The following is a 21,997-nucleotide window of genomic DNA, read 5'->3' as shown; positions in this document are numbered from 1 at the left end:
ATGCTAATTCTTGGACGTCGCGAAGGCGACTCGATCATCATCGACGGCGGTATCCGTATCGTCGTCGTATCCTGCGACCGTGGTGGCGTGCGTATCGGCATTGAAGCGCCGAGCACCGTCAAGATTCTGCGTGGCGAGATCGCGCAGCAGGTCGCTCAGGAAAACCAGCGGGCTGCCGCGCCGACCGATGCCTCCTGGCTCGCGACGCTCGGCGCTCCGGTGGCACCAGCGGCGACCCCGGCGGCCGTGTCCGCTCCTGTTGCCCCCTCGGCCGACGCCTCGGCATCCACCGAGACGGCCTGATGTCAGGTACGGCGACGCGATGCCTGGAGGGTGGTCACGCTGATGCCGCACCCCGGGGCACTCGTGTCGGCGCGACCATGACTCCTGGCCAGCAGCCAGTCGATGGCGGCACGATCGATGGCATCGTCGGCGTCATCACCGGACAACGCGTCGGTGGCCTGGGTCCGGATCTGCACATCGTCGCCCGCTGTGGCGAGGGTGACGGTGAGGGCGCGCGTCGTCCCCATGCGGCGGGCAGCGCCCAGCAGACTCACCGCGATGGCGTGGGCCAGCGCCGTGGCATCGGCCAGCACCGGCATCACGTCATTCAGCGCCTCCACTTGGATGGTCACGTCGCGCAGGGCGGGATGATGCTCCACCAGGCGACGCGCCGCATCGGCCGCATCGCTCACCAGCATCGGCTCGACACCCGACTCCTCGCGGCGCGGCAGCATGCGCAGCGTCTGCAGCAACCCCTCGAGCTGCTCGGCATCGCCCTGCAGCCCGCGCACGAATCGTGGGTCCAGGGCGCCGCCGCCCTCCAGCATGCCAGCCATCGCGGACACCGTCGCCAGACGGTTGCTCACCGCATGTGCCAGGCCACGCAGCAAATCGTCATGTACGGTGAGCCATCGCGCGATACCAGCCGCCTCTCCAGCGGCTGCCCCTCCCGGGGTCAGGTGTCCACGCGCGTCGGTCATCGCTGATCTCTCCACTCGCACCCGGGAACCGCTCGCGTGTTTGTCATCATTGGCCTGGTTGTTGTCTTCGGTTCCGTCATCGGTGGCTATGTCATGCACCATGGCCAAATCGCGGTGCTGTTTCAGATCAACGAATTCATCATCATCGGCGGCGCCGGTCTGGGCACGCTGATCATCGCCAACCCACCGGCGGTGCTCAAGGCCTGCGTGGCTCAGACGCTCGGCCTGCTCAAGCCCAATCCGTACGGTGCGTCGGCCTATGCCGAATTGCTGCAGGTACTCTACGAAGTGTTCCAGAAGGCCCGCAAGGACGGTCTCGTCGGCCTCGAAGCGCACATCGAAGCGCCGGAAAGCAGCGACATCTTCCAGAAGTATCCGTCGTTCACGAACAATCACCATGCCGTGTCGCTGCTGTGTGACACGCTCAAGGTGCTGCTCACGGGCACGGTGGAAGACCACAATCTCGCCGAAATCCTCGACGTCGACCTCGAGAAGCACCACCACGAGGGCATGCTGGCCCCGCACGCCATCACCACCGTCGGTGACGCCATGCCGGGCTTCGGCATCGTGGCCGCCGTGCTCGGCGTTATCATCACGATGGGCTCGATCGGTGGCGCGGCGTCCGAAATCGGCGAAAAGGTGGCCGCCGCGCTCGTCGGAACGTTCGTCGGCATTCTGCTCGCGTACGGCGTGTTCGGCCCGGTCGCCAAGGCCATGGAAAACCGTCTGCACGCCGAGCATGACTACATGCTGTGCATTCGTACGGCGCTGCTGTCCTTCGCCCGTGGTGATGCCCCGATGACCGCCGTGGAATTCTCGCGCCGCAACATCGAGCCGCACGAGCGCCCGAGCTTCACCGAGCTGGAAGAACTCACCCGCAAGAAGGCGGCGTAAGTCATGGCCGCTCGTGGTGGAAAGAAGATCGTCATCGTCAAGAAGAAGGTCGCCGGAGGTGGTGGACACCACGGCGGCTCATGGAAGGTGGCCTACGCCGACTTCGTGACCGCCATGATGGCCTTCTTCATGGTGATGTGGATCCTCGGCATGGACGACAAGACCAAGCAGGCCATCGAGGGCTACTTCGCCAATCCGGTGGGTTACAAGAAGGGATATGGCGCCGGCTCGAGCCCGTTGGGCACCGGGTCCGCCGTCAACGCGCTCCAGCGCTCGCCGATGCGCATGATCGTGCGTTCTACGGAGCAGCGCACGTTCGAGCAGATGCGGCAGGCCATTCTCGACAAACTCGCCACCAGCGATTCACTCAAGCGACTGAACGCCCAGGTGGATGTGCAGGTGACGCAGGAAGGACTGCGCATCGAGCTGGTGGAGTCGGAGCGGGGCGATGTGTATTTCCCGATCGGTTCGTCGCAGATGAACAGCGCCACGGTGCTGACACTGCAGCTCATCGGTCAGGAACTCTCGCCCATCGCGCAGTCGCTCATCATCGAAGGGCACACCGATGCGGCGCCATTTGGTCGGGATGCGTCGTACACGAACTGGGAATTGTCGGCCGACCGCGCCAACGCCGCCCGTCGCGTGTTGCAGGCGGCCGGCATCGACCCCAAGCGCATCAGCGAAGTGCGTGGCTATGCCGACACCAAGCCACGGGTGATCAATGACCCGAAGGCGCCGGCCAATCGTCGGATTTCCGTGCTGATTCCGTTCACCGTGGTACCGGAGAGTGCCGGCAGTGCCGAAGCTCTGGCGAACGGCAAGCGGGATTCCATCGTGAACAGCATCGTCGAACCGATCAAGAAGACGTACTGAACGAACAACGGGTATCGATGCAAAACGCCGTCGTGCTGTGAGCGCGACGGCGTTTTCTCTTGTGGCCAACGGCAACGTCTCCTTCCGGGCGTCGCCGTGTTGCTGTGCCGCTCCTGCTACTGTGGCGCAGCACTCGCCAGTCGATCCCCCGACCAGATCACCGACTCCGTGTACAACTCGGTGAATGCGGCCCGCATGCCCGGCACTTCCTGTTCCACCTGTTCCCAATCGGCCCGTTCATAGGCATCGGCCAGACGCAGCACATCGGCATGTGGTCCGATGCCCCGCAGCAGCGCATCACGCACGTCCTTGCTCACGGGCAACCGGTCCAGCACCTGGTCCATGGGCAAACCGAGCAGCACGTCCATGCGGGACAGGAGTCCCACCAGGAACCGCGCGGCCGGATCCGAGTGCCCCGCATGTGCACTCACCGCTTCGCAGAAACGACCACGCACCAGCGCCGTCATCACCGCTTCATGCGCCACGGCACTTTGTGCACCCACCGATGCCACCAGCATGATGATCATCCAACGCGACAGAGCCTCGCGACCCACCAACCGGATGGCGTGCGGAATGGAATCCACACTGCGCCCACCGAATGACGCCGAGTTCACGATGCGCAGCAGGGTGAACGACAACGACGGATGACCGCGGAACGCGTTCTCGAGATCCCATTCGGTGACCCGTGGCTCATTCAGCATCGACACGATCTGGAACACCGCTGCCTGATGCACATTGGCCGCCCGGCCGTCGAGCGTTTCAGGGCGACTGAACACATATCCCTGGAACAGATCGAAGCCCATCGCTCGACAGGCCGCCAATTCCGCGGCCGTCTCTACCCGTTCGGCCAGGACCGTGAGTCCCATGCCCTTCAGTCGAGCCACGAGGGGAACGAGCTGCTCGAGTGTTCCCGCCTTGGTATGCGGCAGCACATCCACTTTCACGATCGTGGCCAGCGGCAGCAGCGGATCCAGGGACACGCGCCCATCGTAGTCGTCGAGCGCCAGCGTGTAGCCATCAGCCACCGCCCGCTTGCAAGCGTCCACCACGGCCGGCGACCCGTCGATGGTCTCCAGCGGCTCCAGCACGACCGCCTGCGCATCGAAGATCTTGTAGAGTTCGCCCAGAAGGTGATCTTCGGTGATGTTCACGAAGGCCTTCGTGCCGGCCGTCAACCGTTCCAGTCCGATGGACAGCAGCGCATGCAGGGCGGTGTCTCCGCACATGAACGTGGGAGACATGTCGGTCGTCGCGGCCGTCGCTTCACGCGATGCGCGATACAACAACTCGTACGCCACACGATCCGGCGCCCGATCAAAGATCGGTTGACGGGCAATAAAGACGTGCTGCGCCGTGGGTGGCGGCGTCACATCGACATCATGGACAGGCATGCGGGCGGACATTTCGACTGGATCAGGACGGGGAACGCAGTGCGGCCCATGGCGTACTCAACGGAAGGCCATCGGCTCGAAGGCCAATGGTGGCAGCGTCGCTCGACTTCAGATTATCGTCCTGCATATGTGGCAACTTGATCAGGATCCGTTCGATTCTGCGACACGATGGCACGGACGCCCGATGCGTCGGGTCATATCGGGCACGGCGCTGTTGGCCGGTGCGATACTGATGGGTGCCTGTGGTCGAGACACGAAGACGGCCACCGTCGATTCCGCACTCGCCCGTGACCTGACGCTGGCCTCATCGGCCTCGTCTGCGGTCGCGATCGGTGATACGGCCATCGCCCCCAGTGCCCCCGCCTCACCGCGACCGTCTGCGGCGCCACCGACCACTGTGGCGAGCGCGGAACGTCCACGCCCCACACCGCGCCGGACGGATCGCCCCGCACCCGTTCCTTCCACGACGCCGCTCCCACCAGCCCCGTCACCGAGTTCGACACAGGGCACGTCACCAGCACCGGCGACCGCCGCCACGACGTCACCATCCGTGCCAGCCACAGAACCCTCGGCCTCGGCAGAAGCTGCCGGACGGCGACGGGGGCTCGGGGCAGGCATGGTACTCGCCGGCGCCACCAACGCGGAGATCTGCACGCTGGCCAATCGCCCGGGCGACCGGTTTGTCGTCTCGTTGGCCCAGACGGTATCAGGTCCTGATGGCGCCACGCTGCCCGCCGGCACGCCGGTGCTGGTCGAACTGGGCCAGCCCGGCCCCAACGGCGAGTTTGCCTTCCGTTTGAAGGGTGTCCAGCTCAACGGCGAGTTCATTGCCGCAGAAGGTGGCGTGCAGGTGGCCGACGCCACCGTCACCGAGCGCAGCATCTCCAAGGGCGGCGACAAAGGCAAGGTCATTACGGGAGCGATCGCCGGCGCCATCCTCGGCCGGGTGTTGGGGGGCAGCACCAAAGGCGCGGTGATTGGCGCGGCCGGTGGCGCCGCCGCCGGTACGGTGGCCGCGGCCCGCAACACCACGAAGGAACGCTGTCTCCCTGCGGGCACCACACTCACCGCCACGCTGTCGTCGACGATGCTGCTCCCCAACTGATGTCCGCTTCGTGATCGACGTCGTCGGCTATTCCAAGCTCTACGGCGACACCGTCGCCGTGCAGTCACTGTCCTTCCATGTCGCGCCGGGTGACGTGCTGGGACTGGTAGGTCCCAATGGAGCGGGCAAGACCACCACACTACGCGCACTGGCCGGCATCCTGCAGCCATCGGCCGGGGCCATCCGCATCGCCGGTATCGATTTGCAGGCCGACCCGGTGGCTGCCAAAGCCAAGCTGGCATTCATTCCGGACGAGCCGCAGCTCTTCGAATACCTCACCGTTGCCGAACATCTGCAGTTTGTGGCGCGCCTGTACGGGGTCACCGATGCGGCGCCGCGCATTCCCCTGTTGCTCGAAGAACTGGAACTCACGGCCAAGCGTGATGCGCTGCCCAGTGAGCTGTCGCGGGGCATGAAGCAGAAACTCGCCATTGCCTGCGGGCTGCTGCACGAACCCAGGGCGCTGCTGCTCGACGAACCGCTCACCGGACTCGATCCGGTGGGCATCCGGCGCATGAAGGAGACCATCAGTGCCCGCGCGCGCGATGGGTCGGCGGTGATTCTCAGTTCACACCTGCTGCATCTCGTGGAAGAGCTGTGCACCCGGCTGCTGGTCATCCGGCAGGGGCAGGCCGTGGCCTTCGGCACGATCGACGAGATTGTGGCAGCACGACCGGAACTCGCGGGACACTCGCTCGAAGCCATCTTCATTGCACTCACCGGGGGCTGACCGGTGACGGAAACGCCCACCGGCGCTCATTCCACCCTGCGCGCCGCGTCGGCGCTGCGTTTTCTGTATGCGCGCACCTTCGTCAACCGCCTGCGACGGCAGATCGCACGGGTGCGCAGTCCACGGTATCTCGCCGCCGTTTGCATCGGCGCCTTTTACCTCTGGTGGGCGCTGTTCCGCAACACCACCACCAACGAACTCTCGGTACACCGCCTGCTCACCAGCGATGTGACCATCGTGCTGGGCAGCGCGTTCCTGTTGCTGTCCAGTGCACGCTGGTGGCTCTTCGGCAGCGACCGCGGCGCACTCGCCTTCACAGCGGCAGAAGTCCAGTTCCTGTTCCCTGCCCCGATCACGCGACGTGGGTTGGTGCATGCCAAGCTGCTGCGTATGCAGCTCGCCATTCTGATCAACACACTGATCTTCACGGTGATCCTGCGCGGCAACGCGGGCTCGCTGGCGGCGTGGGAACGCGGATTTGCCCTGTGGATGTTGTTCACCACGCTCGCCTTCCATCGCCTCGCCGCCGGCATCGTGCGGGCCAGTGTGCTCGAGCATGGCACCGCCGGACGCCGTCGTGGTGTCATTCCCATGATCGTCTTTGGCTTGCTGCTCGGCGCGGTGCTCTATGGCATCGTCGACAGTTGGCCCATGTTGCGCGCGGCGAGCCTGAACGGCTTTCGGGCCGCCTTCGAAGTATTCGTGAGTGCGCTCAACGGACCAGTGCCTTCCATGGCCCTCTGGCCCGTACGCACATTGCTCGCCCCCATCAGCACGGCCAATAGCACGGGATGGCCGGTGGCGGTAGCGTGGGCCGCTGGTATCCTGCTGCTGCACTACCTCTGGCTGCTGCGTCTCGACGGCGCGTTCGAAGAGGCCGCACTCGAAGCCACACAACATCGCGCCGAACGCCTGCAGCGTTTCCGTTCTTCGCAGATGGGCCAAGCGCGCTCCCGGGCCGGCAAGATCGCGCGCATTCCCACGCTGTCACTCACCGGTGCGCCGGAAGTGGCCATCGCCTGGAAGAACATCGCGGCCGCGCTGCGTGGTGGCGCCTGGCGCACACAGCTCGTGATGTTCACCATCGGTCTGGCCGCACTGGCCGTCGCCACACGCACCGCGTCGACACGCATCGGGGACGCGTTTGTCGGCATCACCATCGGCTGGGGCGCCATGCTGCTCTTCATCGGGCCGCTGTGGATGCGCTTCGACCTGCGCCTCGATCTGCCGCGCCTCGCCATGCTCAAGACGATGCCCCTGCCCGGCTGGCGCATCGTGATGGCGGAGATTGCGGCGGTCACCCTGCTGCACTCCATCACCGTATGGTCGCTGATGATTGTGCCATTGGTGATGTTTCTGCAGGATCCGTCCATGCTGCTCGAAAGCGGCGCCACGATCCCGCTGTTGGTGTCCATTGTCGTAGCGGTGCCCATCTTCAACGCGCTGATGTTCACCATTCAGAACGGCACGGCGCTGCTCTTTCCTGCATGGGTCCGCCTCGGCACCGAATCGCGCGGCTTCGAGACCATGGGACAGAACTTGCTCACGACCGGGCTCACGACCATCGTAGCCGCGGTGGCACTGGTCTTTCCGGTCGGTCTCGGGGTATTGGTGGTATGGTTGGCCGATGACTGGAATGGATGGACGGTCCTCGGCGCAACCGCACTCGGTTGCCTGCTGATCATCGCCGAGCTCTTCCCCGTACTGCACTGGCTGGGATCGGTTTTTGAGCGCACCGATGTGAACGAAGTCACCGGGTCGACCTGAAGCCCTTTCCGCATGGCGCGCGGTTGCCTAACCTGCCGAAGCCACCTTTTCGTTCAGATATCCGATGTCCGCCGACGAATTCGAGATCCCAGACGACGACACCCCCGATGGCGATGAACACCGGCCCGCGGTGTTCGTGACCACACGGGAACCCGTGACGGTCACCATCGACCGTCTCGATGATCCGCGCGCGCCCGATTCATCGGCGCTCGCGGCCTACATCGATGGGCGACTCGTCGCGCGTTCGGCCATGCCGCCGGAAGCCATCCAGCGCCTGGTCGAGCTGCACCTGTTCGATGAACCGGTATCGCTGGGACTTTTTGCGTACGAAGAAGCGCCTGGCCTGCAATGCCGGCTCTTTGCCCTCGTCCCCCGCACACTCCTCGAAGCGGGCGCGCATGCCGCCGAACCGTGGAAGGCCAGTGTGCCCAGCTACGAATCCACGCTCGGCAACAACGACGTGGACGATGAAGACGATGAGGATGAGGACGACGATGACGAAGAGTCACCGTTCGAGACCATCCTGCTTGGGCACATCGTGCGCTTCGAAAAGGACCGTCGTCACCCGGAAGAACTCGCCGAGGAAGCGGTCGACATTCTGCAGCGCATCATTCACGGCGCTGAACCACTCGAAGACGCGGATCGCAAGGCCATCGACGATCTGCTCGGATCACTCTGAGCAGATCGTCAGGCGCGCCTGCCCGACATCAGGCGTAGCCGCCGTTCACGCGCAATACCTGCGCGTTCACCCAACCACCGTCCGGACCGGCCAGGAACGACACCGCACGTGCGATCTCCTCGGGCGTGCCGAGTCGTTCGAGCGGCGCCAGCTTGGCGATGTGCGCCACCTGTGCTTCGGTCTTGCCGTGGAAGAACAACTCCGTGCCCACCGGTCCGGGCGCAACAGCGTTCACCGTGATCTCACGTCCACGCAGTTCGTTGGCGAGCACGCGCACCAGCCCTTCAACGCCCGCCTTCGACGCGATGTACGGACCGTAGGCCGGGAGTGACAATGCAATCACGCTGGTCGACAGGGCGATGATGCGCCCGCCCGCAGCCACATGCTGCGCCGCTTCCGCCAGCACGAGAAACGCGCCGCGCAGGTTGGTCGCGATCACCTTGTCGAACGCATCCACCTGATCGCTGGTGATGCGCGCCATGGGCATGACGCCGGCGCTGTTCACGACCACATCGAGGCGGCCAAACGCAGTGAGGGAATCGGCAAAGAGCCTGCGCACACTGGGCGCATCGCTGATATCGGCCTGCACGGCTGTCGCGCGCCCACCGGCCGATGTGATGGTGGCCACCGTCTCGGCGGCGCTGTCGGCATCACCGGCGTAGTTGACCACCACGGCCATGCCGTCGGCCGCGAGTTGCAGAGCGATGGCCCGCCCGATGCCACGGGATCCGCCGGTGACGAGCGCCACGCGGGACAAGCCGGAATTGATGGGAGATGTCATGCCTGAACGCTGATTCTCACAGTATCCATTGGCAACAAGGCACCCAGAAGTGCTATACTATCTCAATGGATACTGTCTTCGATGCCACCAGCGAGCGTGATCGTTTAGCCCGCGAACTGCTGACCCGCATTGCTGACAAGTGGACACTGCTCGTCATCGAAGCGCTGGAAGATGGTGCACCAAAACGCTTTACGCGCTTGCAGGAACAGGTCGGCGAAGTGAGCCAAAAGATGCTCACCAAGACTCTCCGACAACTGGAACGCGATGGCCTGGTCACGCGGCGGGTGCACCCGGTGGTGCCACCGCATGTGGACTACCAGCTCACCCCACGTGGTGCCTCGCTGGGCGAGGCGGCCTGTGCGATCTGGAACTGGGTGGATGAACACGCTGAGGCCGTCGCGCAGGCCCGAAACGCGACCAGCGACCCACGCGAGACCGCTCAGGACGTCGACTGCGACTGAGCTGGCAGCGTTGCCAGCAGCTTCGGCATGGCCGCCAGCCGTTTCCACAGGTACGCCACCACCCCTTCCCGCCGACGCGCGGCGTCACCGCCTATCCATGCGTCAGGCACCGGCTGCACCGCAGCCCGCAGCACTTCACGGGTGATCAGTGGGGCACAGTGGGCGTGTACATCCGGCAACACCGGCGCGGCCCAGCCGAACACATGGCCGGCCACGTCGTAGGCCCGTGATGGGTGAGATTCGGTCACGTTCGACCAGTCGTGCTGGAACGGCAGACAGGCGCCGTGGTCAATGAGCCAGATCGTGCCACGCCGCATCATGAGATTGGCGTTGCGCGGCGTGCGATCGAGGTTCTGCACCAGCATATCCAGCCACAACACCCGTGACGCCACCACAAGATTGGCTGTCGCAAATTCGCTGGCTCCCAGGTCACGCGCGCCTTCGAGCCATTCGAAACCCAGATTCATGCCCACGCTCGCCTCGAGCAGATCGCGCAGCTCGTCGTTCTGATCATCACTGGGCACATCACGCGGCAACTGCACCACGGCCCGCGCCGGAACCGACAATCCCAGCGCATCACCCAGTGCGCCCACGATGATCTCGGCCACCAGCGGCGCCGCCCCCTGCGATGCGCCATGCAACTTCACGAAGCGCATGCCGTCGGTGGTCTCTGCCACCACCGGCGACGACGAGCCTTTGCGCTCCCGTCTGTGCACCCGCGTGACGAGCGTGTGGTCGAGACTCATGCGGCGATCACCTGACGTTCACGGAACACGTTCCGGTTCGGTGCCTTCGCTGTCATACCCCTCGCTGCCGCGCACCTGAACATCCAGCAACGACGGCGAAGTGAGTGACCCATCGACCGCAGCCACACCACTGAGCGTGCCCAGTTTTCGCGCGCTCACCAGCACCCGTCGCTCGAGACTCCCAATGGCACGATTGTACGACAGCACGGCGCGCTGGAGACCACGTCCCAGCTCCACGAGCTGCTCGTCGAACACCGACAACCGTTCATGCAGTTCGCGACCCAACGCTGCGACCTGCGCGGCTTCATCGGCCACACGTTCTTGCCGCCAGCCATACGCTGCGGCCTTGAGCAAGGCGATAAGCGTGGTGGGAGTGGCCAGCAACACACGATCCTCCAGTGCGGCCTCCAGCAAACTGGGATCGGCGTCGAGTGCTGCCGCAAAAAACGCTTCACCCGGCAGGAACAGCACCACAAAGTCCGGCGCGTCGTCGAACTGGGCCCAATACCGCTTGGCCGCCAATTGCTGCACATGCGCACGCACCTGCGCGGCATGAGCCGCCAGCCGAGCGGTTCGGGTGCGTTCGTCACCGGCAGCCATCGCTTCGAGATACGCGGACAGCGGCGCCTTGGCGTCCACCACGATCCGGCGATCACCAGGCAATCGCACGATCAGGTCAGGTCGTTGCACACCCGACTCGCCGCGCACCGTCACCTGTGGTTCGAAGTCACAGTAGGCCAGCATGCCGGCCAGTTCACACACCCGCCGCAACTGCAATTCGCCCCATTGCCCACGCACACTGGGGGCCCGCAAAGCCTGCGAGAGCTGCTGCGTTTCATGACGCAGTGTTTCACCGGCCAGTGTCACGGCGTCGAGACGCTCGGTGATCTGACCTGCCACACGGGCCTGCGCTCGCCCGAGTTCTCCCAGCGCGGCGTCGTAGCGCGACAGCGTCTCCCGGATCGGCACCAACAACTCGGACACACTGCCATGCCGTTCCGTGAGCGATGCTTCTGCTTCATGTCGCGCCAGTTGCTCCCGTAGCGCCACCTCGGTGGCACGAGCCCGTGCATCGGCGTCGTTCATGGCATCACTGCGGGCGCGGGCCACGTCGGCGTGAGCGATGCGGCGCGCCACCAGCCAGGTGATCACACCACCGAAGACAGCGCCTGCGGCCAGCCACATCACCATGGCGAGTGGCGAAGCATCAGCGGTGCCCGCGATCTCCTGCATCAGACGGGGAAGAGCCCGTCGATCGACAGGTAGCGTTCACCCGTGTCGTAGCAGAACGTCAGCACACGCGCGCCACTTGGCAGCGTCGCCAGCGACTGGTCCACCGCCGCCAGTGCAGCGCCACTGGAGATCCCCACGAAGATGCCCTCTTCACGCGCCGCGCGTTGTGCAAAACGATACGACGCTTCTTCGGTCACATTCACTGTGCCATCGAGTGTGTCCACGTGCAGATTGGCCGGAATGAATCCCGCGCCAATGCCCTGAATTCGATGGGGACTCGGCGCGCCACCGCCGATCACCGCCGACTTCGCCGGCTCCACGGCCAGCGTTTTCATGGCCGGCCACTGCTGCTTGAGCATTTCGCTCACACCGGTGATATGACCACCCGTACCGACACCGGTGATGAGATAGTCGATGCCTTCCGGAAAATCGTCGAGGATTTCCCGTGCGGTGGTATCGGCATGCATACGGACATTGGCCGCATTGTCGAACTGCTGCGGCATCCAGGCGTGGGGCGTGGAGGCGACCAGTTCCTGCGCCCGGGCAATCGCGCCCTTCATCCCGAGTTCGCGCGGTGTCAGATCGAAGGTCGCCCCGTAGGCAGCCATGATACGCCGCCGCTCGATGGACATCGACTCGGGCATCACGAGCACCAGCCGATAGCCTTTCACCGCAGCCACCATGGCGAGCCCGATGCCGGTGTTCCCCGAGGTGGGTTCCACGATCACGCTGCCAGGTTGCAGCACGCCCGCGCGTTCGGCATCCTCGATCATCGCCAGTGCAATGCGATCCTTGATGCTGCCACCGGGATTCGCACGCTCCAGCTTGAGCCAGACCTCTGCCGGTGCAGGAAACAGACGCTGCAGCCGCACATGAGGCGTGCGACCGATGGTTTCGAGGATGTTGGCGACTCGCATGCGTGAAGTGCGCGGTGACAAGAGTCCGACTGGGCACATCGCACCCAACCAGTTCCAGCGTGAACTGCTAAATGTGAAACTCGATGCCGTCGTCGTTGCCGTCGTCGTTGCCGTCGGCATCCGGTGCCGGACGCGGCTCCACCCGACTCGTGAACTGCACCACCGAACGCTCCGGCACCGACGACGTGAGCCACACGTTGCCGCCGATCACCGAATGATCCCCCACATGTGTGGTGCCGCCCAGGATGGTGGCGTTGGCGTAGATCACGACATCGTTGCCGATGGTGGGGTGTCGCTTGCGATTCTGCAGCTTCTTGCTGACCGCCAGCGCCCCCAGCGTCACGCCCTGATAGATACGCACCCGATCACCGATCTCGCTCGTTTCACCAATCACCACACCGGTACCATGATCGATGGCAAACGCGGCGCCGATTCGGGCACCCGGATGGATGTCGATACCGGTCTCGCGATGCGCCCACTCCGATAACACCCGCGGAAACAGCGGCACGTCGCGCAGATACAACTCGTGTGACAGGCGATGTACCGCCGTCGCCAGGAAACCTGGATACGAGATGATCACTTCCTCGATACTGCCGGCTGCCGGGTCGCCGGCGGTGATGGTGCGCGCATCCTCCATGAGCATGGCATGCACGGCCGGCAACCGATCGAGAATCTCCGCCACCACCGACTCCGCATCGGGCATCAGCGGGGTGATCGCCGCCCGCAGCAAGGCCTCGAGGTGTGAAGCCTCGTCGTCCACCCCATCGGCTCCCAATCGCGACGGGTGGGCAAACTGCGGGAACAGCAACGCCAGCGCCCGCAACGCAAACTCCTCGGCCATCGCCCGCAACGGCCGCGGTGCATCACATCGAGTGCGTTCTTCACGCAGACTCACCAGAAAGTCGCGCCAATTGGAGAGTGCTGCCGGTGCGCTCACAGATACATCCGACGTTATGGCGTGAGGAAGAGAGTGAATCACGGAATCACGACCGCTCGAGCAACGACACACGATCGACATCCCGTGTCAACACATAACACTGCATCCCGATCGCCGTCAGCCCAGCCGCCTGCATGGCATCGCGATACCACCGCGCGGGTTTCGGCGTGGGCCATTCGGTGTCCCCTTCAAAACGATCTTCGCGCGTGAACAACTCGAGATACGCCACACCACCCACTCGCCGTGCCACTTGCGACAGCCCATCGGTGAGCTGTGCGGTGGAGAGGTAGTTGAGCATGCCACAGCATACCACCAGATCGTACTGATCGCGCAGGGCGAGACCATCCAACGATTCGATGCCGCCAAGATGCAGGTTGCGGCGCGCGCCGTACCGTTCGACGGCATAGGCGCTCGGATCGACCCCGTCATAGTGCAACCGCGGACGATGCGCACGCAGTGCGGCACGCCACTGCCCCTCCCCACATCCCACATCGAGCACCGACCGCACCGGTCGACCCAACACGAATTCCGCCGTGCCCAGCACAAACGCCACCTGGCGTGCCAACTCGGCCGGCGATTTCACGCGATGCTTGGGATGGCGGTACCACTTGTCGAAGTACGCCTGATCGTAGCGCTTGGCTTCGTCCACTACAGGATGCCCCAGAAGCTCCGATCGATATCGATCGAGAAGCGCCAATGCCCATCACGCAGCCCACGTCCGACATCGGCGCGCAGCAGATCGTAGAAGAACAGCATGCCCACACCGGCCGACGGATACAGCCCCGACACGGTGCGACGCTGTGCCGTGCCCGATGCCGTGGCCAGCACCTGCACGAACGGGGCCAGTGTGACGTGCGAAGGAGACTTGCCGAAGCGTCCCAGCGGGATGCCCGGTGCCGGTACCGGTGTCCGAAACTCCACACGCTGCGACACCAGCGCCCGTGCACCGAACTGCTGCGCGTCATACCCCGGCCCTGTCCACGGACCACCGGCAAACACCAACCACTGCGGCGGCAGGTCGTGGCCACCGGCCACGCCACCATAGGTCTGCAGAAACAGCGAACGATCGCCACCGATGCCGCGCGTGAGCTGCAACAATCCCTGCGCGCGGGCCACGACCGGCGTCACGCGGCGGGTTTCCGATGCGAGGAGAATGAGCGACTCCGGCCGCACCGCGATGCCGTCGAGTACGCTGATCCGACCTTCGTACGCGCCAGCGCTGGCCGACAGCATCCACAGGCCGCGTGTGGCTCCCGGCTCCGAGGGCACCCACCCGCCGGTGCCCTGCACTTCGGCACGTGCACCATTCAAGCGCCACGCACCAAGCGTTGGCGCGAACTCCCGGGACACCGCTGTGGCGCGTACCGTCGTCGGCCGATCCTGCTCCGCGGCAAGGCGCCAACTGAACGCACTGTTTGGCGCACGCCGCCAGATGATGCCGGCCGCGCGTGTGTCCACCGGCTGCGTGTAGTCGCTGCCAAACAGCAACGACGCCAGCGAGTTGGTGACACCGGCCCGTTCGGCGAACGCGAGATCGCGGTAGTCGCGCTCCACGAACAGTTGGAAAGTGGGCGTGCGCCCAAACGCCGGCGCCGGTCCGATGGAAACGTGCCCCTTCACCTCCCGATCGGAGAAACCATACCGCGCGCGTGCGCCCAACTGCACACCATTGCCCGTGCGATGCGCGCCACCCAAACCCAACGCCAAACCTTCCGCACGATTGAACCGCGCCAGATCACTCACACCGCGCCCCGTCACCGATGCCGTGGCTGGCCGTGCCAGCATCGCCGACCGCACCGCCGCTTCCGCCTGCACACGGGCGCGTACCACATCCTCACTGCTCGCGATCTGGATCTCCGGCGGCAGCGCATCGATGACACGATCCTCGAACGGATGGGCCTTGAGACTGTCACGCGACACCGAACTCCAGCGCGGCAACGCCATCGTCGGTGCCGAGATCTGCTCGTTCACGGTGTAGTTCGAGATCTGCCATCGGCCACGCACGATGCCACGCGCCGGGATATCGAACCAGGTACTGCCGCGCGACACCTCCACCTCCTGCTTGCGTGGCAACCAGTAGCGCTCGCGTACCAGCCCATTTTCGAGCGTCACCACCAAGGTCTCGATGCGTTTGTCGATGATCGCGGCACGCGTGAATGTCATCGACAACCGCACCACCGCGGCGGTCTCGCGATCGAGATACACCGATCCGATCGCCGCCGGTGTGGCAGCGTCACGTGGACGAAACTTCACTTCGTCGACCAGGATCTCGCGCCCCGGAATGCGGATGCGCAACGGATCGCCCATGGCATATTCGTACTGCGAAAGAGCACTGGCGCCGAGTGGGTGTGGCACATCGCGCACATCCTGTCCGTCACCGAGACGGATGCGATCGGGCAGATTGTCGAGCACGACGCCGTAGCGATCGCGATAGTAGCCAACGCGGGCCGGCAGCAGCGTGGTATCGCGGCGCCCTACGAGACGCTGCGCGCTACGGCCCGGCTGCCACCAGGCGATAGTGAGCGCCAGCTCTTCGCTCTGCACCACCTTGGGAGGGATGATCGTGCCTTCGCCCAGTTGCGCCAGGAAGGCGAGGAAACCATGGGCGTCCGCCTGGTATGACAGCAGTGTGCTGTCGGCCAACTGCAGACCACGGCGCGCGATGGCCCGCTCCACCAGCGAATCAGCCGATGCATTGCGCCACGCACCGGTATTCGGTTGCGCCGACACGGGCCGTGTGGACAGCGACAAGACCACACTACACAGCAGCACAGCGGCGCGGCGCATGCTCGAGGGAAAGGAATTCACAGGACCGAAGGACTCGGCGAACGCGGATTCAGGGTGATGTGGTGGGCAGCAGCAGCCAACTGCGATAGCGCCCAGCCGGTCGATCGTTGTCGTGGGGCAGGACCACAAGATAGGCCCATCCGTATCGCCATTGGCTCTCCACATCCACTTTGGCGGCCGGTACGCGGGGCGCACGGAAGAGACGGCGCTGCAGCACCCGCACGGTGACCGGCACGATGGTGCCGTTGGCACCCACCAGGCGCGCCCGCGACAGGATCTGCATCATCGGCGCATCCCGTCGTGCGCTGAAGTGCACGGCCAGCAGCGTATCGCTGTCACGACCGGCCCGTGCACTCTCCACGCGTGGCAGCGGACCATTGGACGCCAGAGAAGCCAGCGACGTCAACGTGACCGCACTGTCCACCAACAAGTGCGCCCCTCGGAAGCGCGTCACCACCCACGCATCCAGCGGGTCCACGGTCGCCACGACCGGCCTGGTTCGCTGCACGGCGGGAACGGCAACCGGAGTTGCCGTGGAACTCGCGGCAGGGGTCGTACGCACCGTCTGCGCGCTGATCGGGCGCACCACGCCGAGCAGCAGCAACGGGAGCGCCCGTGTCACCACGGGGCATCGGCGACGTCTCACGGGACCTCGATGACACGCCGTCCCAGCACCGACGGCAGTGTGACCGGCAACAGGGCCGGCACCACGTGCGAGACTTCCACGCCCGGTGTCAGCACATCGAGTCCGGCACGCAGCGCCGCATCACTCCGCACTGCATAGCGCAGCATCTGTTCGTCGGCCTGCTCCACTTCGAACACGCGCAGCACCGCCATGCGTGTCCCCACCGTCACCCATTCCGTGCGGGCGATCGGATCGGAGACTTCGCGCGGCACCATCTGCGCCAGCGAGACCCGCATGCGCGCCTCGAGCACCGCCAGCGGCGAAATCGCCCACGATTCGCGCAAGGCGTGCATGGCCAACGAATCGGCGAGGCGGTTCACGAGCGCCGACGATGCCGCCGTCCACCCGGGAGGCGCCGCCGACCAGTCACGACGCACCGCGTCATCGAGCAGCACATCGGGCTCGATGCCACCGCGCGCGGCCGCACCGGTGCCTTCCCGCCGCACCAGCGCTTCTCCGTTGGGCGTGAGCCAGCGTGCGGTGGTGAGTCGCAGCGACAGCTCTTTCGACAGCGTGACCACGCGCTGCACGACGCCCTTCCCGTAGGTGGGCGCACCGATCAGCAGCGCCCGACCGTAGTCACGCAGCGCTGCCGCCGTGACTTCGGCCGCGCTCGCCGTCCCCGCATCCACCAACACGGTGAGCGGCATCGTGGGCCAGCGCGACGTGGGGGCCCGATGGGGCTGCGGCTCCGTGCCACCACGACCGGCCAACGATGACACCACCGCCCCGCGTGGCAGAAACAGTCCCGCCGCCTTCACCCCTTCTTCGAACAAGCCGCCACCATTGCCCCGCAGGTCCAGCACCAGGGACTTCGCGCCGCGTGACACCAGCGATTCCACCGCGTCCTCGAGCTCTGCGGCCGATCGCGCGGTCATCGTGGACACCCGCACATATCCCACCGAATCCGCCAGCAAGCCCTGTTCGGCCACCGCCGACATATGCCACGTGGTGCGCTGCACGGTGACGGTGGAGGTGTCTCCCATCGGTGCACGCCACACCGTCAACACATGACTGGACGGCGCATCTTCCGTGCTGTCGCGCTGCTTGCCCCACCCATCACGCACCGGCACGCTGTCCACCATCAGGATGCGATCGCCGGCACGGAGCCCGGCGGCGTGAGCCGGCGATCCACGCGCCACGCGCACCACGCTGGCACCGTCCTTCTGCCCACGCAGCGACAGACCCAGTCCACGCACCTCGCCCTGCAAGGTGCCCCGATACCGCTGCACACCGTCCCCCCGCAGCAGCGCGGCGTACGGGTCGTGCAACTCCCGCAGCATGCCCGCCACCGCGCGCCGGATCAGTTCATCACTGGGCAGGGAATCGAGGGCATTCACGCGCACCGAGTCGATGGCTTGCGACAGCAGACGTGCTTCGGACCACTCATCCCGGGCCGCGGCCCGCTTCTGCTCGAACCACACACCACCGACAAACGCCGCAGCCAATCCCCCCGCAATCAGCGGGATGATCCAGAGACGACGGGATCGGAGCGAAAGAGGCATTGCTGACTGGGGCGATACAGGCGGAAACGACAGCAGGACAACACGATGGCTGTCTCTATCGTACCACATCCGGGAATCGGGGGTCCGTGCGGGACGGCCTGCGAGCCTCACGTTACCTTGCGATGGTGGGGCTTCATAGTGGCGCCCCGCAGGGAATCTCGCCACGGCCTCGCGGCCGTGGCCGTGAGTGTAACACCGATCGGACGACGACCACAGCGATGAACGCAGACTCACACGACGGGCTGATCTCGGCCGCACCGCTCAAGCCCAGCCAGTCCCTGAGCGGCCTGCTCCTGCTCGCCGCCACCATCGTGGCCATGATCTGGGCCAACTCGGATGCGCGTGACTCCTATCACGCGCTCTGGGAACTGCCCATCGGGGGCATGTCGCTGCATCACGTCATCAACGACGCGTTGATGGCGCTGTTTTTTCTCATGGTCGGCCTCGAGATCAAACACGAGTTGCAGGACGGTGCACTGGCGTCTGTCCGACAGGCCGCCCTGCCGATCGTGGGCGCGATCGGTGGCATGCTGGTACCGGCGGCGATCTACACCGCGATCGCTGTCGGGTCGCCCGCCGCGCGCGGATGGGGCATCCCCATGGCCACCGACATCGCGTTTGCGCTCGGTGTCATGGCCCTGCTCGGCGATCGTGTGCCCGCCGGACTGCGCATTTTTCTCGCCGCACTCGCCATCGCCGACGATATCGGTGCGGTGCTCGTCATCGGCCTGTTTTACACCTCGCACATCGCGATAGGCGCCCTCGCGGCCGTCCTGGCTCTCGTGGGGCTTCTGCTCGTCTGCAACAAACGCGGTGTACGCAGCCCGTGGCCCTACATCGCATTGGGCCTGCTCCTGTGGGTCGCGGTGTACAAGTCGGGTGTGCACGCCAGTATCGCCGGTGTGTTGCTGGCCTTCACCATTCCCGCACGGGGCAACAGCAGCGTGGAGCAGACGCTCGAACACGCCCTGCAGTTCCCGGTGAGTTACGGCGTGGTGCCCCTCTTCGCGCTGGCCAACGCCGGTGTGGCCCTGCCGCACGATCTGGGGGCACTCATGGCCAGCACGGCGGCTGTGGCAACCGCTGCCGGACTGCTCATCGGCAAGCCGATTGGCATCGCCGGCGCCGCATGGATCGCGGTGCGCATGCGATGGGCCTCACTACCCACAGGGGCGACCTGGTTGGGGCTCATCGGGGTATCACTGCTCGGCGGCATTGGCTTCACGATGTCCCTGTTCGTGGCCGCCCTGGCCTTCGGCACCAGCGCACACCTCGATGCGGCCAAGCTCGGCGTGTTGAGCGGATCACTGTGCGCAGGCGCACTCGGCGCCGCCCTACTGATACTGGGCGCGCGGCCCCCAGCACGCCCGACCACACCCGAGTTCACATGACCCCAGCACCGACCACCATGCCACCACCTCACACACCGTCCACACACGCACAATCACCCGCATCACCGCACACATCACCGCACACATCGCGAGCCCCGCTGCTCATTGTGAGCGATGTCGATGGCACGCTCATCGACGAGCGTGGACAACTGCCTTGCACGCCCGTCGCACTGCGGGCACTGCTCGCCGCACTCGCCGCCGCACGCGGCGCTCCGGTACTCGTTGCGCTGGCCTCGAGTCGTACGATGCGTGAGCTCACCGTGCTACAGCGTGCGCTGGGACTATACGGACCGTGTATCGCCGAAGACGGTGCCTTGCTTGGTGTCGATGTGGGACGACGTGGCGCGGTGCCGTTTGGTGTGGAACAACACGATCACATCGACGTCACGGATGATCCTGCGTGGACTGCAATCACGAACGCAGGGCGTCGCACACTTGCTCTGCAATCATTTGCAGTCGATAGCGCGGCATTGGATCGTATGATGAATGATTGCAGCGCTTTCCAGCACGCGGATGTGCGCCGCCTCGGCGCCGCCGAGTGGAAATCGCTTGGATTCCGGACACCTGCATCCGTGCGTCGTGCACTCGCGGCGCGTCATCACAGCATTCTGCTCGATCCGGAAGTCCTTGACGTGGACGCGCTGAACACGCTACATGACTTCACGGCGCGACAGGCTCTGCAACTGCGCCGCGGTGGACGCTGGCTCACGCTCACGGCCGCTTCCGGAAAAGGTGCTGCGCTTCGTGCGCTGCGGCACAATGCCCGACTGGATGGTGTACCACCCCTGATTGTCGCTGTTGGCAACGAGGAGAACGACATCTCGTTGCTCGCTGAAGCGGACCTGCGCTTCGTGATACGTAACCCGCACAGAGGCCCGCATGAGTCGCTCGCGTCACTGCCTGGCGCCGTAGTACTCAGTCCCGAAGGCCCTGGAGGATGGATCGACATGCTGAATCGCTTGCACTTGGTCGCCACGTGACGCAGTCCGCGCGCGCCTCATCGCGCAAGGAACTGGAAGTGCCACGCTGGACCTTCTCGATCCTCACGATTCCGTCACGCATCGAATTCCTCGAACGTCTGCTGCAGTCGCTGGCATCCCTGCCGGCAACACCGGCGTTCGAAGTGATTGTCGTGCACAATGCCGCCTCGGAAGAAGAACCGCTGGCGATCGAAGCACGCATCCGTGCGCTGGCTCCCACGTTGCCCGTGCGCGTGTACGTGAATTCCACGGATGCCACCATCGGTGGTGGACGTCGTGTGCAACTGGCCGTGTGCCGCACACCGCTGGTCGCATTCGTGGATGACGACCTCACGCTGCACGGCGATGTGCTCTCCAGCATCGAAGAAACGCTGCGCGCCCATCCGTTGGGCATCGTGGGTCTGCCGTCTTACGAAGAAGACACCGACGTACGGTTCAAGCCGCGGGAATCCACGCCCTATGTCGATGTGGATCGCATTCGCTACATGCCGGTCCAGGGCATGCTGGTGGCCGGGTATCGTCGCCTGTTTGCCGATATCGGCGGCTTCAATCCGCGTCGGCAGTTCTGGGGTGAATGGACAGAGTTCAACCTCCGGATGTGGCGTCATGGATTCCCCACGGGCTACATCCTCGATCGGGGTTTTCTGCGCCATTGGCACAAGGCACCCGAATCGCCCACCCGCAACATGTCGGGACGGGAGAAACATGTGCTGTGGGGTCTCATGTGCATCGCACTCGAATACGATGCGGTGAGCATCAACGAAGCCACCGACGCCTTCTGGCGGCTCGCACAGGATCGGTACCTCGCCTATTCGTTCGGCGAACAACCCAGCTCCAAACAACTGCTCGCCAGTGTGCTCGAACTCATGCCCAAACTCTCGCGTGAGTTCCCGGCCATTCACGCCTTTGCCGACGAGGCGCGGCGCCATCCGTTCCAGTTCAAGCCGTTCGAGCCACTGTCCCCAGACGACGTGGGGCGTGTGTTGGCCTACGCCGACGAAGAGATCGGCAAGTATCGCGGCGTGTTGGGTGAAGTCCCGCCGCCGGCACCATTGGTGCAAACGGGTTGGTTGCGCCGCATCGGGCGCGCGGTCCTTGGCCGCCGCACCGTCGCGCACTGAACACCCACACGCATAGCGCAACCGCATAGCG

Annotated in this window: 23 protein-coding genes; 11 read left to right on the top strand and 12 right to left on the bottom strand. The window is 65.0% G+C overall.

Annotation, left to right across the window (positions count from 1 at the left end):
* Complete coding sequence (locus GAU_RS01535; protein ID WP_012681788.1) at nucleotides 1–303, top strand: carbon storage regulator; 303 nt, start codon at nucleotides 1–3, stop codon at nucleotides 301–303.
* A gap of 2 nt (nucleotides 304–305) precedes the next feature.
* Here the strand turns inward: GAU_RS01535 and GAU_RS01530 are convergent, their stop codons facing one another.
* On the bottom strand, nucleotides 306–983 hold the full coding sequence (locus GAU_RS01530; RefSeq protein ID WP_012681787.1) for a HAMP domain-containing histidine kinase: 678 nt from the start codon (nucleotides 981–983) through the stop codon (nucleotides 306–308).
* A gap of 36 nt (nucleotides 984–1,019) precedes the next feature.
* Between GAU_RS01530 and motA the strand changes: the two genes are divergently transcribed.
* Nucleotides 1,020–1,877, top strand: a complete 858-nt coding sequence (motA, locus tag GAU_RS01525) for a flagellar motor stator protein MotA (RefSeq protein WP_012681786.1) — start codon at nucleotides 1,020–1,022, stop codon at nucleotides 1,875–1,877.
* 3 nt (nucleotides 1,878–1,880) lie between these two features.
* Nucleotides 1,881–2,750 carry a flagellar motor protein MotB gene (locus GAU_RS01520; RefSeq protein WP_012681785.1) on the top strand — a complete coding sequence of 290 codons (870 nt, stop codon included), beginning with the start codon at nucleotides 1,881–1,883 and terminating at the stop codon, nucleotides 2,748–2,750.
* 116 nt (nucleotides 2,751–2,866) lie between these two features.
* Here the strand turns inward: GAU_RS01520 and GAU_RS01515 are convergent, their stop codons facing one another.
* On the bottom strand, nucleotides 2,867–4,153 hold the full coding sequence (locus GAU_RS01515) for an EAL and HDOD domain-containing protein (protein ID WP_041265152.1): 1,287 nt from the start codon (nucleotides 4,151–4,153) through the stop codon (nucleotides 2,867–2,869).
* Nucleotides 4,154–4,282: 129 nt separating this feature from the next.
* Nucleotides 4,283–4,759, bottom strand: coding sequence for a hypothetical protein (locus GAU_RS01510; RefSeq protein ID WP_156798856.1), 477 nt, complete (start codon nucleotides 4,757–4,759; stop codon nucleotides 4,283–4,285).
* Here GAU_RS01510 and GAU_RS01505 point away from each other — a divergent pair.
* The 4 genes from GAU_RS01505 (at nucleotide 4,758) to GAU_RS01490 (ending at nucleotide 8,422) form a co-directional block, all read left to right on the top strand.
* Nucleotides 4,758–5,246: a glycine zipper domain-containing protein gene (locus GAU_RS01505; RefSeq protein WP_156798855.1), complete on the top strand. Its 489-nt coding sequence runs from the start codon at nucleotides 4,758–4,760 to the stop codon at nucleotides 5,244–5,246. The two genes, GAU_RS01510 and GAU_RS01505, sit on opposite strands and share 2 nt — an antisense overlap.
* A gap of 10 nt (nucleotides 5,247–5,256) precedes the next feature.
* Nucleotides 5,257–5,976: an ABC transporter ATP-binding protein gene (locus GAU_RS01500; protein ID WP_012681782.1), complete on the top strand. Its 720-nt coding sequence runs from the start codon at nucleotides 5,257–5,259 to the stop codon at nucleotides 5,974–5,976.
* Between the two features lie 3 nt (nucleotides 5,977–5,979).
* Nucleotides 5,980–7,743 (top strand): putative ABC exporter domain-containing protein, encoded by a 1,764-nt coding sequence (locus GAU_RS01495; RefSeq protein WP_012681781.1) that lies wholly within the window; start codon nucleotides 5,980–5,982, stop codon nucleotides 7,741–7,743.
* Between the two features lie 64 nt (nucleotides 7,744–7,807).
* Nucleotides 7,808–8,422 (top strand): hypothetical protein, encoded by a 615-nt coding sequence (locus tag GAU_RS01490; protein ID WP_012681780.1) that lies wholly within the window; start codon nucleotides 7,808–7,810, stop codon nucleotides 8,420–8,422.
* 28 nt (nucleotides 8,423–8,450) lie between these two features.
* Here GAU_RS01490 and GAU_RS01485 read toward each other — a convergent pair whose 3' ends face one another.
* Nucleotides 8,451–9,203, bottom strand: coding sequence for an SDR family oxidoreductase (locus GAU_RS01485; protein WP_012681779.1), 753 nt, complete (start codon nucleotides 9,201–9,203; stop codon nucleotides 8,451–8,453).
* A gap of 65 nt (nucleotides 9,204–9,268) precedes the next feature.
* Here GAU_RS01485 and GAU_RS01480 point away from each other — a divergent pair, with 65 nt between their 5' ends.
* Nucleotides 9,269–9,664 carry a winged helix-turn-helix transcriptional regulator gene (locus GAU_RS01480; RefSeq protein ID WP_012681778.1) on the top strand — a complete coding sequence of 132 codons (396 nt, stop codon included), beginning with the start codon at nucleotides 9,269–9,271 and terminating at the stop codon, nucleotides 9,662–9,664.
* Here the strand turns inward: GAU_RS01480 and GAU_RS01475 are convergent.
* From GAU_RS01475 to GAU_RS20190, 8 genes are all read right to left on the bottom strand, one after another.
* Complete coding sequence (locus GAU_RS01475) at nucleotides 9,643–10,410, bottom strand: HipA family kinase (protein ID WP_012681777.1); 768 nt, start codon at nucleotides 10,408–10,410, stop codon at nucleotides 9,643–9,645. The genes GAU_RS01480 and GAU_RS01475 overlap by 22 nt on opposite strands.
* An 18-nt stretch (nucleotides 10,411–10,428) precedes the next feature.
* Nucleotides 10,429–11,643 (bottom strand): DNA recombination protein RmuC, encoded by a 1,215-nt coding sequence (locus GAU_RS01470; RefSeq protein ID WP_012681776.1) that lies wholly within the window; start codon nucleotides 11,641–11,643, stop codon nucleotides 10,429–10,431.
* A complete protein-coding gene (gene cysK, locus GAU_RS01465; protein ID WP_012681775.1) occupies nucleotides 11,643–12,560 on the bottom strand; it encodes a cysteine synthase A in 918 nt (305 codons plus the stop codon). The genes GAU_RS01470 and cysK overlap by 1 nt, the downstream gene beginning before the upstream one ends.
* Nucleotides 12,561–12,627: 67 nt before the next feature.
* The gene (gene epsC, locus GAU_RS01460) at nucleotides 12,628–13,497 is read right to left on the bottom strand and encodes a serine O-acetyltransferase EpsC (protein ID WP_052574180.1); all 870 of its coding nucleotides are present in this window, start codon (nucleotides 13,495–13,497) and stop codon (nucleotides 12,628–12,630) included.
* A gap of 46 nt (nucleotides 13,498–13,543) precedes the next feature.
* Complete coding sequence (locus tag GAU_RS01455; RefSeq protein WP_012681773.1) at nucleotides 13,544–14,146, bottom strand: class I SAM-dependent DNA methyltransferase; 603 nt, start codon at nucleotides 14,144–14,146, stop codon at nucleotides 13,544–13,546.
* Nucleotides 14,146–16,305 (bottom strand): hypothetical protein, encoded by a 2,160-nt coding sequence (locus GAU_RS01450; protein WP_169307558.1) that lies wholly within the window; start codon nucleotides 16,303–16,305, stop codon nucleotides 14,146–14,148. The genes GAU_RS01455 and GAU_RS01450 overlap by 1 nt, the downstream gene beginning before the upstream one ends.
* Nucleotides 16,306–16,333: 28 nt before the next feature.
* The gene (locus GAU_RS01445; protein ID WP_156798854.1) at nucleotides 16,334–16,930 is read right to left on the bottom strand and encodes a hypothetical protein; all 597 of its coding nucleotides are present in this window, start codon (nucleotides 16,928–16,930) and stop codon (nucleotides 16,334–16,336) included.
* Nucleotides 16,927–18,474, bottom strand: coding sequence for a S41 family peptidase (locus GAU_RS20190; protein WP_012681770.1), 1,548 nt, complete (start codon nucleotides 18,472–18,474; stop codon nucleotides 16,927–16,929). Before GAU_RS20190 ends, GAU_RS01445 begins: the two co-directional genes overlap by 4 nt.
* Before the next feature lie 218 nt (nucleotides 18,475–18,692).
* Here GAU_RS20190 and nhaA point away from each other — a divergent pair, with 218 nt between their 5' ends.
* The 3 genes from nhaA to GAU_RS01420 are packed head-to-tail and all read left to right on the top strand — an operon-like array spanning nucleotide 18,693 to nucleotide 21,966.
* Nucleotides 18,693–19,865: a Na+/H+ antiporter NhaA gene (gene nhaA, locus GAU_RS01430; RefSeq protein WP_012681769.1), complete on the top strand. Its 1,173-nt coding sequence runs from the start codon at nucleotides 18,693–18,695 to the stop codon at nucleotides 19,863–19,865.
* Nucleotides 19,866–19,882: 17 nt separating this feature from the next.
* Complete coding sequence (locus tag GAU_RS01425; protein WP_012681768.1) at nucleotides 19,883–20,845, top strand: HAD hydrolase family protein; 963 nt, start codon at nucleotides 19,883–19,885, stop codon at nucleotides 20,843–20,845.
* Complete coding sequence (locus GAU_RS01420) at nucleotides 20,842–21,966, top strand: glycosyltransferase family 2 protein (RefSeq protein WP_012681767.1); 1,125 nt, start codon at nucleotides 20,842–20,844, stop codon at nucleotides 21,964–21,966. Before GAU_RS01425 ends, GAU_RS01420 begins: the two co-directional genes overlap by 4 nt.
* Nucleotides 21,967–21,997: the final 31 nt, after the last annotated feature.

It is taken from the genome of Gemmatimonas aurantiaca T-27, assembly GCF_000010305.1.
Classification (GTDB): domain Bacteria; phylum Gemmatimonadota; class Gemmatimonadetes; order Gemmatimonadales; family Gemmatimonadaceae; genus Gemmatimonas; species Gemmatimonas aurantiaca.
This window is presented reverse-complemented; position numbering and strand designations above follow the sequence as displayed.

Coding starts and splice junctions, on each gene's coding strand:
- GAU_RS01505 (WP_156798855.1), top strand. CDS start 4,758: ATGGTACTCGCCGGCGCCACCAACGCGGAGATCTGCACGCTGGCCAAT.
- cysK (WP_012681775.1), bottom strand. CDS start 12,560: ATGCGAGTCGCCAACATCCTCGAAACCATCGGTCGCACGCCTCATGTG.
- GAU_RS01535 (WP_012681788.1), top strand. CDS start 1: ATGCTAATTCTTGGACGTCGCGAAGGCGACTCGATCATCATCGACGGC.
- GAU_RS01485 (WP_012681779.1), bottom strand. CDS start 9,203: ATGACATCTCCCATCAATTCCGGCTTGTCCCGCGTGGCGCTCGTCACC.
- nhaA (WP_012681769.1), top strand. CDS start 18,693: ATGAACGCAGACTCACACGACGGGCTGATCTCGGCCGCACCGCTCAAG.
- GAU_RS01490 (WP_012681780.1), top strand. CDS start 7,808: ATGTCCGCCGACGAATTCGAGATCCCAGACGACGACACCCCCGATGGC.
- GAU_RS01425 (WP_012681768.1), top strand. CDS start 19,883: ATGCCACCACCTCACACACCGTCCACACACGCACAATCACCCGCATCA.
- GAU_RS01480 (WP_012681778.1), top strand. CDS start 9,269: ATGGATACTGTCTTCGATGCCACCAGCGAGCGTGATCGTTTAGCCCGC.
- GAU_RS01475 (WP_012681777.1), bottom strand. CDS start 10,410: ATGAGTCTCGACCACACGCTCGTCACGCGGGTGCACAGACGGGAGCGC.
- GAU_RS01510 (WP_156798856.1), bottom strand. CDS start 4,759: ATGCCTGCCCCGAGCCCCCGTCGCCGTCCGGCAGCTTCTGCCGAGGCC.
- GAU_RS01515 (WP_041265152.1), bottom strand. CDS start 4,153: ATGTCCGCCCGCATGCCTGTCCATGATGTCGATGTGACGCCGCCACCC.
- GAU_RS01520 (WP_012681785.1), top strand. CDS start 1,881: ATGGCCGCTCGTGGTGGAAAGAAGATCGTCATCGTCAAGAAGAAGGTC.
- GAU_RS20190 (WP_012681770.1), bottom strand. CDS start 18,474: ATGCCTCTTTCGCTCCGATCCCGTCGTCTCTGGATCATCCCGCTGATT.
- GAU_RS01470 (WP_012681776.1), bottom strand. CDS start 11,643: ATGCAGGAGATCGCGGGCACCGCTGATGCTTCGCCACTCGCCATGGTG.
- GAU_RS01530 (WP_012681787.1), bottom strand. CDS start 983: ATGACCGACGCGCGTGGACACCTGACCCCGGGAGGGGCAGCCGCTGGA.